This window comes from Flagellimonas yonaguniensis (genome assembly GCF_029193885.1).
In the GTDB taxonomy this organism is placed as follows: Bacteria; Bacteroidota; Bacteroidia; order Flavobacteriales; family Flavobacteriaceae; genus Flagellimonas; species Flagellimonas yonaguniensis.
The window spans coordinates 21,061-36,019 of record NZ_JARFVB010000005.1 but is presented as its reverse complement, the minus strand read 5'-3'; the positions used below and the strand labels follow the sequence as shown (position 1 = coordinate 36,019).

11 protein-coding genes are annotated in these 14,959 nt (G+C 41.3%); 3 read left to right on the top strand and 8 right to left on the bottom strand.

Annotated features, from left to right (window positions below; all coding sequences use genetic code 11):
* Positions 1-435: 435 nt before the first annotated feature.
* From PY092_RS09860 to PY092_RS09830, 7 genes are all read right to left on the bottom strand, one after another.
* A complete protein-coding gene (locus PY092_RS09860) occupies positions 436-2,925 on the bottom strand; it encodes a TonB-dependent receptor (protein ID WP_275615685.1) in 2,490 nt (829 codons plus the stop codon).
* 101 nt (positions 2,926-3,026) lie between these two features.
* The gene (locus PY092_RS09855) at positions 3,027-3,521 is read right to left on the bottom strand and encodes a hypothetical protein (protein ID WP_275615684.1); all 495 of its coding nucleotides are present in this window, start codon (positions 3,519-3,521) and stop codon (positions 3,027-3,029) included.
* A gap of 68 nt (positions 3,522-3,589) precedes the next feature.
* On the bottom strand, positions 3,590-3,931 hold the full coding sequence (arsC, locus tag PY092_RS09850) for an arsenate reductase (glutaredoxin) (RefSeq protein WP_275615683.1): 342 nt from the start codon (positions 3,929-3,931) through the stop codon (positions 3,590-3,592).
* 11 nt (positions 3,932-3,942) lie between these two features.
* Positions 3,943-5,044, bottom strand: a protein-coding gene (gene prfB / locus PY092_RS09845) for a peptide chain release factor 2 (protein ID WP_275615682.1) whose coding sequence is annotated in 2 segments (ribosomal slippage) — positions 3,943-4,980 and positions 4,982-5,044 — 1,101 coding nt in all. Because the reading frame shifts where the segments join, the coding sequence is not laid out codon by codon here.
* A 57-nt stretch (positions 5,045-5,101) separates the two neighbouring features.
* Positions 5,102-5,959, bottom strand: coding sequence for a transglutaminase-like domain-containing protein (locus tag PY092_RS09840; protein WP_275615681.1), 858 nt, complete (start codon positions 5,957-5,959; stop codon positions 5,102-5,104).
* Between the two features lie 40 nt (positions 5,960-5,999).
* Entirely contained in the window at positions 6,000-6,947 is a 948-nt protein-coding gene (locus PY092_RS09835; protein WP_275615680.1) for an alpha-E domain-containing protein, read from the bottom strand.
* Positions 6,948-6,951: 4 nt separating this feature from the next.
* The gene (locus tag PY092_RS09830; RefSeq protein WP_275615679.1) at positions 6,952-8,418 is read right to left on the bottom strand and encodes a circularly permuted type 2 ATP-grasp protein; all 1,467 of its coding nucleotides are present in this window, start codon (positions 8,416-8,418) and stop codon (positions 6,952-6,954) included.
* Between the two features lie 195 nt (positions 8,419-8,613).
* Here PY092_RS09830 and PY092_RS09825 point away from each other — a divergent pair, with 195 nt between their 5' ends.
* Both PY092_RS09825 and PY092_RS09820 read left to right on the top strand, forming a co-directional pair.
* Positions 8,614-11,016, top strand: a complete 2,403-nt coding sequence (locus PY092_RS09825) for a zinc-dependent metalloprotease (RefSeq protein WP_275615678.1) — start codon at positions 8,614-8,616, stop codon at positions 11,014-11,016.
* Between the two features lie 8 nt (positions 11,017-11,024).
* Entirely contained in the window at positions 11,025-12,050 is a 1,026-nt protein-coding gene (locus PY092_RS09820; protein WP_275615677.1) for a threonine aldolase family protein, read from the top strand.
* Between the two features lie 315 nt (positions 12,051-12,365).
* Here PY092_RS09820 and PY092_RS09815 read toward each other — a convergent pair whose 3' ends face one another.
* Positions 12,366-12,692, bottom strand: coding sequence for a YbaB/EbfC family nucleoid-associated protein (locus PY092_RS09815; protein ID WP_275615676.1), 327 nt, complete (start codon positions 12,690-12,692; stop codon positions 12,366-12,368).
* Positions 12,693-12,795: 103 nt separating this feature from the next.
* Between PY092_RS09815 and PY092_RS09810 the strand changes: the two genes are divergently transcribed.
* Positions 12,796-14,934, top strand: coding sequence for a S9 family peptidase (locus PY092_RS09810; protein WP_275615675.1), 2,139 nt, complete (start codon positions 12,796-12,798; stop codon positions 14,932-14,934).
* Positions 14,935-14,959: the final 25 nt, after the last annotated feature.

The window sequence follows — 14,959 nt, the reverse complement described above, 5'->3', positions numbered from 1 at the left end:
GATATAGATAAATACACTTTTTTTTGCCCATCTACTTGCTTTTTTTGATAAGAAGAAAGTATCTTTGTTAAAACAAAAGGAGTAAAGATGTTCGAATTTGACCAATATTTAGGTTTTTTAGCTTTTCTAACAATTTTGACAATCGGTTTTTGGTTGATGATATTCCTATTGACCTTTGTAGTACCTTATTGGTTGATTGGCAACCTAAGGGAAATGTTTAAAGAAAGAAAAGAGGCCAAACGAGCCCAACTAGAAGAATAAGATATACAAAAAGAAGCCTCATTGGCTTCTTTTTTATTTCAATCTATTCCGTAAAAATAGTCCTCATTGGGTTGAAGACTATTTTTTTACCATACACATACAGAAACTAGAAGTTGATACATAAAAAAAGCAGCCGATAAGGCTGCTTTTCTATTTTACGTTCTAGGTAACTTACTAATCTTGGAATTGTCCCTGACCCTCATCGTCGTCAGGGCCTTGTTGTCTACCTCTTTGACGTTGTTCTTTGGGCTGGTTAAACCTGTATATGAAAGACAGATTCACTTGTCTTTGTCTCCATTGGAACTCACTGTCCGATGTAAATGTAGGTGTCTGGGTAAATGATCTACGTTTTCTGGAGTTGAACAGGTCACTGGCATTCAATGAAAGTGTAGCCTTGTCATCAAATAGATCTTTGCTCAAAGCCAAGTTTAAAGAGAACATTGGGTCCGATTCCGTTTGTGCATTCTGTCTAGGTCCCATGTAAAAGGAGTTGGCCTGAAGCTCTATCTTTCCTGGCAAGGTAAACTTGGAACTTAAACGTGCAAAATAGCTTGAGTTGGTCGTACCATAATCAACACCATTGAATTCTCCATCAGAAGAGAAGGTAAAGTAGTTGATGCTACCATTCAATCTCCACCATTTGGTAGGGCTGTACATTACACCCGCTTCGGCACCGATTCGCTCGTTGGTGGACAGGTTAATAGGGACCCTTCGGATAATCTGGATACCGTCTGAGGTAAATTGACCGGTATTCTCGGTAATAAACTCAAAAGATTGTGTTTCACGTTGATAGTATACTGAAGATGTAAGCGTTAATTTTTTCCATCTTTTCATGTATCCAAGGTCAAATGCGTTGGCAAAGGCAGGGTCCAAATCAGGATTTCCTTGAAAAACGTTGGTTCTACTTGATCTAGAAGGGAAAGGATTAATGAACCATCCTCTAGGTCTGTTGATTCTTCTGTTATATCCAAGTGAAATATTCTGGGTTTTTGAAATTTCATAAACAAAGTTCACAGTGGGAAAAAGCCCTAAATAGTTCTTGTCAAAGTTTAGATCAACATCTTCCCCTACAAGTTCTTGTAAAGCCTCAGTGTCGATAGTGGCATCAACTTCACCTCGCATTTCCGTATTTTCCAAACGTAGACCGAGCAACACGGAAAATTTACCGTATTTGTTTCCATACTGCGTATAAAGTGCATTTACATTTTCGTGGTACGTGAAAATATTGGTCAAATCCTGATTGGTATCAAAGTTGCCCGTTCCCTGATTCAAGGTGTCCAATTGATAATCGTTCACTTCCTTTTCAAAGGTACCTCGGTAACCCGCTTCAAATTGAGCATCTCCCATGGGCAACACATAATCGATTTGAGCCAAGATATCATCTTGCTTTTGCTTTTCGTAAATATTTTCCAAAGCGATCAGACTATCACTTGGAATGGTACGGTCTTCACGAATACCCGTAAGTACATCTTCATTATTGTAGGAGTATTGGAGATCCGCGGTCAACTTTTGGCCATCGTCGTCAATATTATTGGTATAGTTCAAGGAGAACTGTCGGCTATTGCCTTTCTCAGCCTGATCTTCTGTCCTAAAAGTTCTACTATTGATGCTGCCATCAACAAAACGCTGGTTGTCATTCTCGTTTATATCATTTTCATCCGACCATCTATAGAAGAAACTACCTGTAACAGATGACTTTTCGGTAATAAAATACTCCATACCAATATTCAGGTTGAAACCATCATCATTTCTACTGATATCCCTGTCCTCCAGAATTCTGTCAAACTCACTTTGCTCGGACATATAGGTGTTGTCGTTGTAACCACCTCCGGGAGACTCTCTATGATAATATCCAAGTGTGTTGAAAATGTTGAACTTCTCTGTTCTTATGTTGAAGTTGGTGGTTGCCCTTGCATTAAATGGTATACCGCCCGTAAGATTGATGGACCCGTTGATACCCAATGTTTTCTCCTTCTTCAGGATAATGTTAAGGATACCTGCCGTACCCTCGGCATCATAGCGGGCAGAAGGACTGGTAATTACCTCCACCTTTTCAATAGCATCGGCAGGTAGTTGCTGTAAAACGTCGGTAGAACCAAATCCTGCCAAAGCAGAAGGTTTACCGTTGATAAGGATACGAACGTTATCATTGCCCCTTAAGCTAATGGCTCCTTCCACATCTACAGCGACGGAAGGAATATTGCTCAGGGCATCACTTACGTTACCTCCACTAGTGGTGATATCCTTACCAATGTTATATACTTTTTTGTCCAAGCGAACCTCGACAGTGGTTTTTTCCCCAACAACTTCAACTTCTGCAAGCTGTGCAACATCGGGGGACATGGAAATAGACCCTAAATTGGTGTCGGAATTGTACGTTTGCCCCTTTCGCGAATAGGTTTTGTAAGAAATAAATTCAACACTGATGTTGTAAGTTCCGGGAGCCGTCTCAATTTCAAAATTTCCATCGAGGTCCGTGATTCCACCGGTTACTTGGTCAGGGCTATCTGCTTTTTGCAAAACAAAGGTTGCGTATTCCAGAGGTTGCCCTGATTCTGAGTCGATTACTTTCCCCGAAATTGTTATGGGTTTTTGGTTTTGTTGCGCTAAGCCTTGAAATGTGGAGAAGGTCAATAGCAGCAACGGGATGATTATCCTGTGCATAGTTTGATTTTTACGCTGCAAAAATTGGAGTAAAAAAGGAGGGCACGAAATATAAATCCCCCAACAACGTAAATGAACCTGTGAATGACCTTAAAGAATTGTTAATCCTTTTTCTTCTTCTTTTTCTTCTTCTGTTTTTTCTTTTTGGCTTTGAATTGATTTTCTTGGAGTTCCATGAAGGCTTCGTACTTTTCTTCAGGTAGACCAGCCTTTAGTTCGGCATCTTGGCGTCGTTTGATATTTTCGATCTCTTCCTTCATTTTAAGAGGCTCCAACTCCAAAATTTGAAGCTCTATACGCTGTTGTACGGATTGAACCAATGAAGTACGAACCACGGCTTGTTCAAACGGGTCTAAACCTATTGCTTCTGTAATGGAAGGCATTTGTTCGTCCACAATTTCTTCGGCGGTAGGTGGAGTTTCTTCTTTAGTGCTTTCAGTAGGTCCTGCCTGTGGAATAGCACTTCGTCCTCGGCCATACATACTGCGAGATCCATATCCATAAGGAGAACCATAACCGTATTGGGCTGAAATATCATTGATGAACAATACTCCAATAAAAAGAATTATATAGAATAAGGTTTGTTTACTTTTCATGGGATAAAGATACTATTTAGGATTAATTTAAGGGCCTATCAGGTGTTAAATGTAGTTGGATATCAGAATCATAGCAAGTTGGCTATATTCTCAGGAGGTCTTCCCACAACAGCCTTTTTGCCGTTGACAATGATAGGTCGTTCTATCAATTTTGGATTTTCGGACATGGCCGTGATCACTTCATCATCGGTCAAGGTTTTGCCCTTGAATTTTTCTTTCCAAATGGCTTCGGTCTTTCTTACCAAATCAATAGGGGATATGCCCAGATATTCGATCAAGGTTTTCAATTCCTCTTTGCTCGGAACATCATCTAGATACTTCACAACTTCAAATTCTTTTCCCGATTTTTCCAAGATGGCCAAACCTTCCCTTGATTTTCTGCATCGGGGGTTATGGTATATTTTAATCATGATCTATGCTTTTACTCTTGTTCTTCCTTTTGCCCCATCATCATCAGATAGGCTTTTAAAAATGCATCCAGATCGCCATCCATTACAGCATCCACGTTTCCTGTTTCCTCGCCTGTCCGTACATCTTTCACCAATTTATAAGGATGCATCACGTAATTACGGATTTGTGACCCCCATTCAATCTTCATTTTGGAAGATTCGATTTCAGCACGGGCTTCTTGCTTTTTTCGAAGTTCTATTTCGTACAACTGTGACTTCAACATTTTCATGGCCGTGGCCCTGTTGTCGTGTTGAGATCGTGAATCAGAGCACGATATTTGAATTCCCGTGGGTTTGTGTACCAGTTGGACCTTGGTTTCCACCTTGTTCACATTTTGCCCCCCCGCACCACTAGATCTCGCAGTGGTTATCTCAATATCCGATGGATTTACATCGATCTCGATACTATCGTCCACTAACGGATACACATAGACCGAGGCAAAGGATGTGTGTCTCTTCGCGTTGCTGTCAAAAGGGGAGATGCGCACCAAACGATGCACCCCATTTTCACCCTTGAGCCATCCAAAGGCATATTCCCCCTCGATTTCCAAGGTAACGGTCTTGATCCCGGCCACATCACCCCCTTGATAATTGAGTTCCTTTACTTTGTAACCATTCTTTTCGGCCCACATCAGGTACATCCGCATAAGCATGGAAGCCCAATCACAACTTTCGGTGCCACCGGCACCAGCTGTAATTTGAAGTACGGCGGTAAGCTCATCACCTTCGTCCGAAAGCATGTTGCGGAACTCCAATTTTTCAATGGCCACTTGGGCCTTGTCAAACTGCTTGGTCACTTCCTCTTCAGAAACCTCACCAGCTTGCTGAAACTCCAGGAACACCTCAAGGTCGCCAATCAATGTTTTGGCTTCTTCAAAGTCTTCTACCCATTTCTTTTTGGATTTGATGGATTGCATTTGTTTTTGGGCTTCTTGTGGATTGTCCCAAAAACCGGGAGCGAGGGTTTTTTCCTCCTCGTTCTCTATTTCAATAAGTTTGGCATCAATGTCAAAGATACCTCCTTAACGCACCCAGGCGCTCAATAAGATCTTTCTGCTGATCTGTAGTTATCATGTAATGTATTTATTTGGGGTAAAAATAAGTTTCTTTCTGCAGAATACCTTAGGTATTTCATTGTTGTTGGGAAGCTTTTACCTGTACAGTATATTCTGTTTCGTTTTTACCCAATGTATAAACGACTCCTTTTAAAGGGGCACAATCGGTATAGTCCTTTCCGTGACAGACTTTTATGTGGTTATAATTGGCCAAAACGTTGTTGGTGGGATCAAACCCTATCCAACCTACATTGGGTACAAAGGCTTCGGCCCAAGCATGCATTTGCGAATCACCAAAAAAACCGTGCCCTTGATGTAAATATCCAGAGACATATCTCGCTGGAACCCCATGGTGTTTGGCTATGGCACAAAATAGATGCGTAAAATCCTGACAAACCCCATGTCTGTTTTCGATGATTTCGTCCAACGAGGTATTTACATCGGTAACCCCGGTCTTAAAGTACAAATGTCCATACGCCCAGTGATTGAGCTCCGTCAAGTTTTCAAAAATTGATTTTTTTTGGTCAAAGGTGTAAATGGACTTATGTTCTTCTAGTAATTGTGTGAACCTTGTTTTTCTAAGGTATGGTTCGTGATCCACCCTGAAATCCAAACTATCCACTAATTTCCGCTCTTCTTCGATATTCAAAGGCAAATCAAAATCGAATGGATTTATCTCTTTTTTGGTAAGTTTGAAGTGCGCATTGAACTTAATATGGTCCAACTCCTTTTTGGAGCGTACTTGCACTGTCTTAAACCCCAATCCATTCTCAGAAACGCTATTTTTTTCGTCAAGATCGTTCTCAAAATGCCAGTAGGTAAGCTCTTGTGTATCGTTCTCTTCTGGAATGACCAAAAACTGCCAAAACGCCTCGTTAAGCCCCATTTCATAGGAGTTTCGAGTATCATAATCTATTTCATATTCATACAGCATTCGAGTGAATTTCAATCCGGCCAAGTTACTCAAAAAAGTATCAGTAGTTGAAGAATTCTTTCTCCATACTCTCGCTAATTTTGAACATTTTGTTAAGGATCATGTTCAGGTTTCCTTGGATATCCTCCAATACTTCATCTACCTGCTTAAATTGAAATTCGGCCTTGACTTTTCCCACTAAAAATGCTGTTGAACTTTGGGAATACTCCACCTTCTTGTCAATTTCCAGAATATGTTTGTGCACTTGATTGATACAATTCATGAATGATCTTGGACATTTACCATTCAGCAGTAAAAATTCTAAGGTAGAGGTGCCAGTGGGAGTCTTCTTGTACAGTCTCCTCATCATGTCGTAGGATTCCGCGCATTTTAACAAGGTGGTCCATTCATAACTGTTTCCAATGGGATCTTTGTAACTTCCCTTGGCCATGAGGGCGTCGTTGTATTTTGTGTTGATGATACGGGTAATCTGAATGGCCCTTTCAATGTTTACTCCCATCATGATGATGGCATATACTTCATCGTGCAATAACGTACCTCTGATTTTACCTCTCAACACAGCAGTGATTTCGGTTATATTGATGGTAAAATCATATAGGTTGGTTTTTTTATAGGTTTCCGTGGGGTAATTCATCACAAAGTGATAAAACTTGTTCAAACTTTCATAAAGCTCAGTCGATATCAAATCACGAGAACTGTTCGCGTTTTCTCTTGCAATTTTTATACTGCTTATAATGGAGTAGGGCTTTTCGGGATTCAATCCTAAATCATATAAAACCTCCTCTTCGTTCAGTTCCTTATTGAGGTCGGCCACTGGATCTCCGACCATGAACAGCATAGATTGCAGTACAAAATTTCGTGACTGGGAAAGTTGGTTGGGCGCATCCAGCGATGAAAAATAGTTTACGTTCATAAAACGAGCAATGTGTTCAGCACGTTCTATGTATCTACCCATCCAAAATAGGTTATTGGCAACTCTTGCAAGCATATAGTTATTGTTTTAGGACCCACGTATCTTTGGAACCGCCCCCTTGAGAGGAGTTCACGATTAAATTTCCTTCTTTCAGGGCTACGCGGGTAAGCCCTCCTTTTAATACAAACTGTTCATCCTTTCCCAACACCGTAAATGTTCTCAAGTCGACATGACGTTGTTCAAAGGATTCCTTCTGATCTATATAAGTTGGGTGAACGGAAAGTGACATAATGGGTTGTGCCACATATTTACGCGGATTGGCCTTGACTTCTGATTTTACGCGTTCAATTTCTTCCTTTGTCAATCTATTTCCTATGGAAATACCATATCCACCCGCTTCATCCACAGGTTTTATAACAAGGTCCTTAATATTATCCAGTACATATTGCAATTCCTTGGGACGACTGCAATGGTAGGTGTGTACATTTTTAAGAATGGGTTCCTCGTCCAAATAGTATTTTATGATCTCGGGCATATAGGTGTAAATGGCCTTATCGTCAGCCACACCCGTTCCTGGGGCATTGGCAAGGGTAACGTTGCCCTTGCGATAGGCCGCGAAAATACCAGGTACACCCAAAGCAGAATCGGGACTAAACTCCATGGGGTCAAGGAAAAGGTCGTCAATTCTTCGGTATACCACATCCACTCGGACAGGACCTTGTGTGGTTTTCATATATACAAAATCGTTTTCCACAAATAGGTCACGTCCTTCCACTAATTCCACGCCCATGGCCTTGGCCAGATAGGAGTGCTCATAATAGGCCGAGTTGAACATCCCAGGGGTAATCACAACGGTTACGGGCATATCGACTCCAGGCGGTTTCGCCGTTTCCAATAAGTGCAACAAGTTTTCGGCATAATTGGTCACCGAGTGTGTCTTGTAATGATTGAAAACCCCAAAAAGGGCTCTCTTTAAAGCGGTTCTGTTACAAATAACATAGCTTACGCCGGAAGGGCAACGGATGTTGTCTTCCAATACATAATAATTGCCATCCGAATGCTTTATAATATCAGTACCAGAGATGTGATTATAAATTTTATTAGGTGGATCAATCCCCATCATTTGGTGCAGGTAGTTAGGGGAGGAGCTCAACAGCTCAATGGGCACCACTTTGTCCTTTACAATTTTTTTATCGTGGTATACATCCCATAAAAAATGGTTGAGGGCAATATTCCTTTGTATGGCACCCTGTTCTATGATTTCCCATTCATCGGTGGAGATGATTCTTGGGAAAAGATCAAAGGGAAAAATTTTTTCCTGACTTTGTTTATCACCATATACCTGAAAGGTGATTCCTTGGTTGAAAAAAGATGATTTGGCCTTATTGTTCAGGTTGACGTAATCATCGATTGTTCTCGAACCATATAAGTCCAGAAGCTTCTGGTAAACGGATTTGACATCTCCATTTTTGTCGAAGACTTCATCAAACAGGCCATCTTTTTTCACATAGCTGGAAAAGATGGATTTATCCTCAGTTGTACCCATATAGTTTTTCTTTTAATATAGGTGATTCATTTGGCTTTATTGGTTTACATTATTTAAAAATCACTATACAGAAACGAGGAATATTTAAAAATCGGCTTTGAATTTTATGGAATTGTGGTTTTGTCAAGAAGGAAAGTTATCAAGGGGTTATTTAAAAGGATTTCCATAATTTTAATGCAACATATCAACCAGATTATGAAGAACACTGCTACCCTCATCACTTTGCTTTATTTTGTTTGCGCCTCGATGGGTGCCCAAACTTTTGAAAAAGCCAAGGATTTTCAAAAGTTTGCTGGCTATTTCGATTTTTTCTATGATGATTCCACGGATAAAATCTATCTGCAAGTAGATGATTTAGAGAAGGAATTTTTATACGTCTACGCACTGAGTAGTGGCGTGGGGAGTAATGATATTGGTCTTGACCGTGGCCAGTTGGGCAACGAACAGGTGGTGTTTTTCCGTAAAGTGGGAAAAAAATTGCTTTTGATGCAGCCAAACTTGCAATATCGAGCCATTACAGATAATGAATTGGAACGTAAATCTGTTGAGCAGGCCTTTGCCAAATCCATTCTGGAAGGCTTTGAGATTGTCGAGGAGTCCAAAGGAAGCTATTTGATCGACTTTTCCGACTTCTTGATGCGGGATGCCCACGGTGTTTCCAACCGATTGAAAAGGGCCAAGCAAGGTTCGTATAGTCTGGACAAATCCAAAAGTGCGTGGGCGTTTGACCGTACCAAGGCATTTCCCAAAAATGTGGAGTTTGATGTTACGTTGACCTTCAAAGGAGAACCGCAAGGTGCTTGGATTCGTTCCGTGACACCGACTCCCAGTTTGGTAACCGTAGCTCAGCACCACTCACTTATTGAACTTCCCGATGATGACTATGAAAAAAGATCATTTGATCCACGTAGCGGAGGATATCCTTTCTCTTATTATGATTATGCCACGCCTGTACAGGAATCATTGGTAAAAAGATTCATTAGAAGACACCGTTTACAAAAGAAAGACCCAAACGCAGAAATGAGCGAAGCCGTTGAGCCCATTGTGTATTATTTGGACAACGGAACCCCGGAACCCATACGCTCCGCTCTATTGGATGGTGGTAAATGGTGGAATCAAGCGTTTGAAGCGGCAGGCTATAAGAATGCCTTTCAAATGAAAATGCTGCCCGATGATGCCGACCCCTTGGATATTCGTTACAATGTAGTGCAATGGGTGCACCGTTCCACACGTGGCTGGAGTTACGGAAGCAGTGTTTCCGATCCAAGAACAGGAGAGATTCTAAAAGGTCATGTAAGTTTGGGAAGTTTGCGAATTCGTCAGGATTTTATGATTGCCCAAGCCCTTATGAATCAACCTTTTGCCGAAAGAGATGATAATTATGAACCCATGTTGGAATTGGCCTTGGCAAGAATCCGTCAGCTTTCTGCACACGAAATAGGGCATACGCTCGGTTTTGCCCACAATTTTGCAGCCAGTACCAATAATAGGGCTTCTGTGATGGACTATCCACATCCGCAATTTGAGTTGGAAGGCAGTGAAATCACTTTTAATAATGCGTACGATACAGGAATAGGGGAGTGGGACAAGGTGATCGTGGCCTATGCTTATTCCGATTTTCCGAGTGGAACTGATGAAGAAGCTGCATTGAATGCCATTTTGAAAAAGGCCCAGGATGATGGATTAAGATATATTTCCGACCAAGATGCTCGCCCTACGGGAGGAGCGCATGCATTCGCCCACTTGTGGGATAACGGCAAAAGCGCCAGTCAAGAATTGGATGAAATGTTGGAAATCCGAAAGAAGGCCATTGAAAACTTTTCCATAGACAATATTAAAACAGGCGAGGCCTATTCTGTACTGGAAGATGTGTTTGTGCCCCTGTATTTCTTCCATAGATACCAGACTGAAGCAGTCTCCAAGGTCATTGGTGGCCTGGACTACAATTATGCGGTTAAAGATGGAGGTCAAACTTCCGTAAAACCTGTAAATCAAGCAGTCCAAGAAGCTGCTATGGCATCTTTACTAAAAACATTGGATGCCGAAGTAATTGCCGTTCCCAAGGATAAATTGAGCCTTTTTCCTCCGAGGGCCATTGGATTTGGTCGTTCCAGGGAATCGTTCCAGGGACGAACAGGAGTGAGTTTTGATGCACTTTCCGTTGCAGAAACGGCTGCGGATATGACCTTGGGACTGTTGCTACATCCGCAACGCGCCTCACGATTAATCCAGCAAAAAAGCTTGGACAAAGGACAATTGGGGCTAAAAGAAGTACTGGATGAGGCCATCAAGGCCACTTTTGATGTATCACACCGTGATGATTACGAGGCAGAAGTACAGAATACGATCAATTTTAGGGTACTTTATCATTTCATGAACCTAGCAGCCCATGATGATGTGCATCCACAGGTAAATGCCATTGCCAATGAGGCATTGAACAATCTAAAAACACAACTTTTAAGCAATGGTAAGAATGCCATAGCTGTCGAAATGGTAAAAAGAATTGATGCTTTCATGAAGGAACCATCTGAATTTAAATTGATACCTGTTGAAAAAATCCCTGATGGTTCGCCTATTGGGATGGACTGCATGGACTAAACAATTATATGGAGATAAACTTGATAAGTGACACGGTCACTAGACCTTCAGCGGGAATGTTGGAGGCTATGATGAATGCGAAAGTAGGAGACGATGTATTTAAAAATGATCCTACGGTAAATGAATTAGAAGCCAAAGTTGCCGAGTATTTTGGTATGGAAGCCGCCTTATTTTTCCCCAGTGGCACCATGACCAACCAAACGGCGATCAAAATACACACCCAACCAGGGGACCAGTTGATTTGCGATAAATATGCCCATGTTTACAATTACGAAGGGGGAGGAGTTAGCTTTAATAGCGGGGTTTCCTGTAAATTGGTTGATGGTGACCGTGGGATGATGACCGCCGAGCAGGTGGAAGCCTCCATTAATCCACCCGATTTTTACCATAGCCCATTAACTACCTTGGTTTGTATTGAAAACACCACAAATAAGGGTGGCGGTGCTTGTTGGGATTTTGAGGAATTGAAAAAGATTCGAAAAGTCTGTGATGAGCATCATCTAAAATATCATTTGGATGGTGCCCGACTCTGGAATGCCTTGGTGAAAAAAGGCGAGGACCCAAAAGCTTATGGCAAGTTGTTCGATACCATCAGCGTATGTTTGAGCAAAGGCATGGGGTGCCCAGTAGGTTCTGTATTGGTGGGAAGTAAAGCCGATATAGACAAAGCCTTGCGGATACGAAAGGTGTTTGGCGGTGGAATGCGTCAATCAGGGTATTTGGCTGCAGCAGGTATTTATGCTCTGGAAAACAATGTAGACCGACTGACCGAAGACCATAAAAAAGCAGAAGAAATAGGAGAGGTGCTTGAATCGTTGGATTTTATCAAAAAAGTGGAACCCATTGAGACCAATATCATCATTTTTGAAATAGATGAGACTAAAATGTCTTCAGAAGCTTTTCTGGAACAGTTGACCAAAAATGAAGTGTCCATCATAGGTATGGGGCAAGGCAAACTTCGTATTGTTACCCATTTGGATTATACCGATGTCATGCACCAGCATTTCTTAAAAGTTTTGAAAAGCATTGGGTAATTGTCACTTCGAGCGCAGTCGAGAAGTTTAAAAAAATCTCGACTGCGCTCGACCTGACAATTAAAGTTGAAGTATCAAGTTCAAGAGAATACAACTTTCCAAAAATCTAATAATCCAACCATCCAAATCAGTTCTCGATACGCTTCGCACTCGAACTGACAAAATATAGCTAGGATGTCACTTCGAGTGGTTTTGGCAAAGCCAAAATTGTATCGAGAAGTGTGTTTAATATATATTATGTTTTACCATTAAAAATGGTATCAAGTTCAAGATAATCTGACAATCCAATAATCGAGGAATCAAACTATCTGAGTACTACTTCATAAAAGTATCCATGCCGGGAATGTTGGGCATGCCCTCTTTGGCTACGGCCGCCAATTCAGCCTCATTTACCTTGGTGGCTTTTTCAATGGCTTTGTTCAGTGTCAATACCAAATAATCTTCCAATTGCTCCTTGTCTTCCAGCAGGGAATCGTCAATGGTAATTGATTTTATCTCGCGATTGGCCGTCAAGGTCACTTTGAGGAGTCCATCCGATGATGCTTCATTAATCATCACGGTGTTCAATCGTTCCTTGGTTGCTTCAACTTTCTTTTGGGTTTCTTTTATTTTACCCATCATTCCCATTAGATCTCCAAACATATCTTCAAGTTTTGGGCTTGTCGGACCACCGTCCGAACAAGCAATGCATTAATATTTATCAAACCTAAGGTCAAAAGTAGTAAATTGGCTAAAACACTTTCCAATGAAACAAACGAATTCAAGAATTTCTATTCTGGTTTTATGCCTTATTTTTGCGACCGCTTGCAAAAACAACAAAGAAGAATCCATGAATATAACTCCTCCTGTGGCTCCTAAGCATCCAACGCAACTTGAAAAACATGGCGATGTAAGAATCGATGATTATTACTGGATGAACAATCGGGAAGACCAGCAAGTTCTCGACTATTTGAACGCTGAGAACGAGTATTTCCAAAAAATGACAGCCCATACCGAGAAATTCCAAGAGGAACTTTTTAAGGAGATGAAAGGTAGAATCAAAGAAGATGATTCTTCGGTCCCTTATAAGTTGGACGGATACTGGTACATTACCCGATACGAGGAGGGGAAGGAGTACCCCATTTATTCTAGAAAAAAGGAAAGTTTGGAGGCTGCTGAAGAATTATTGTTTGATTGTAACCAAATGGCCGAAGGACACGAGTTTTTCAATTTGAGGGGTGTTTCTATCAGTCCAGATAATACCATGGCTTCTTTTGGAACAGACACTATTTCCAGAAGACAGTACAACATTCAGGTTAAAAACCTTAAATCTGGCGAGATTTATCCTGATATCATTGAAAACACAACCGGTAGCTCTGTTTGGGCGAATGATAACAAAACTTTGTTCTACACGAAAAAGGACCCGGTTACGTTACGTTCGGATAGAATTTTCAAGCATGTACTGGGAACCACTTCCGATGAGGACGAATTGGTTTTTCATGAAAAGGATTCCACCTACAATACTTTTGTGTACAAGACCAAATCCAGAAAGTATATCGTTATTGGTTCAGGAAGTACATTGACATCGGAATATAGAATTCTAAATGCAGATGACCCCGAAGGAGAATTCAAAGTGTTCTCCCCGCGGGAAAAAGGTGTGGAATATTCCATCTCCCATTTTGAGGACGACTTTTATGTGCTGACCAACAAAGACGGTGCCACCAACTTTAAGTTGATGAAAACCAATGAAAATAATACATCATTAGAGCATTGGGAGGAATTTATCCCGCATCAAGAAGATGTTTTGTTGGAAGATGTGGAGATTTTCAGGGATTATTATGTGGTGACCGAGCGTAACAATGGCCTTAACCAAATGAAGATTTCCAAATGGGACGGTTCCGACAGTTATTATTTGCCTTTTGATAGTGAGACCTATGTTGCTGGACCTTCGGTAAACCTTGATTTTGATACCAAAGTGCTCCGGTATTACTACAATGAAATGGGCGAGCCGTATGCCATTATCGATTTTGATATGGAAACCCAGACCAAAACAATCATGAAGCAGCAAGAAGTTTTGGGTGGGAAGTTCAACAAGGACAATTACAAAACGGAGCGCTTGTGGGCCACAGCTAGGGATGGCAAAAAAGTGCCTATTTCTATAATCTATCATAAAAATACGCCTTTGGATGGCACTAGTCCGTTGTTGCAGTATGGTTATGGTTCTTATGGGGCAACCATAGACCCTTATTTTTCATCTATCCGTTTGAGTTTATTAGATCGTGGTTTCATTTATGCCATCGCGCATATTCGAGGCGGCGAGTATTTGGGAAGACCATGGTACGAAGATGGTAAACTGTTGCATAAAAAGAACACCTTTACCGATTTCATCGATGTTTCCAAATATCTGATAGACATTAACTACACAAGTTCTCAACACTTGTATGCCATGGGTGGCTCTGCAGGTGGACTGTTGATGGGAGCCATCATCAATATGGAGCCTAGCATGTACCATGGGGTAATCGCGGCCGTGCCTTTTGTAGATGTAGTAACAACGATGCTGGATGATACCATTCCATTGACCACGGGTGAGTATGACGAATGGGGCAATCCGAATGAAAAGGAATATTACGATTATATTAAATCCTATTCACCTTATGATAATGTGGAAGCCAAGGCGTATCCACATATGTATGTGTCCACAGGCCTACATGATTCCCAAGTGCAATATTGGGAACCGGCCAAGTGGGTGGCCAAGTTGCGCGAGTACAAAACCGATGACAACCTGTTGTTTTTGGATACCAATATGGATGCTGGACATGGTGGGGCATCGGGCCGTTTTGAGGCTTTGAAGGAAACCGCAAAGGAATATGCCTTTATTTTGGACCTCGAAGGAAAAGCGCTTTAAAAATAAAATGTTACATTTGCACGGA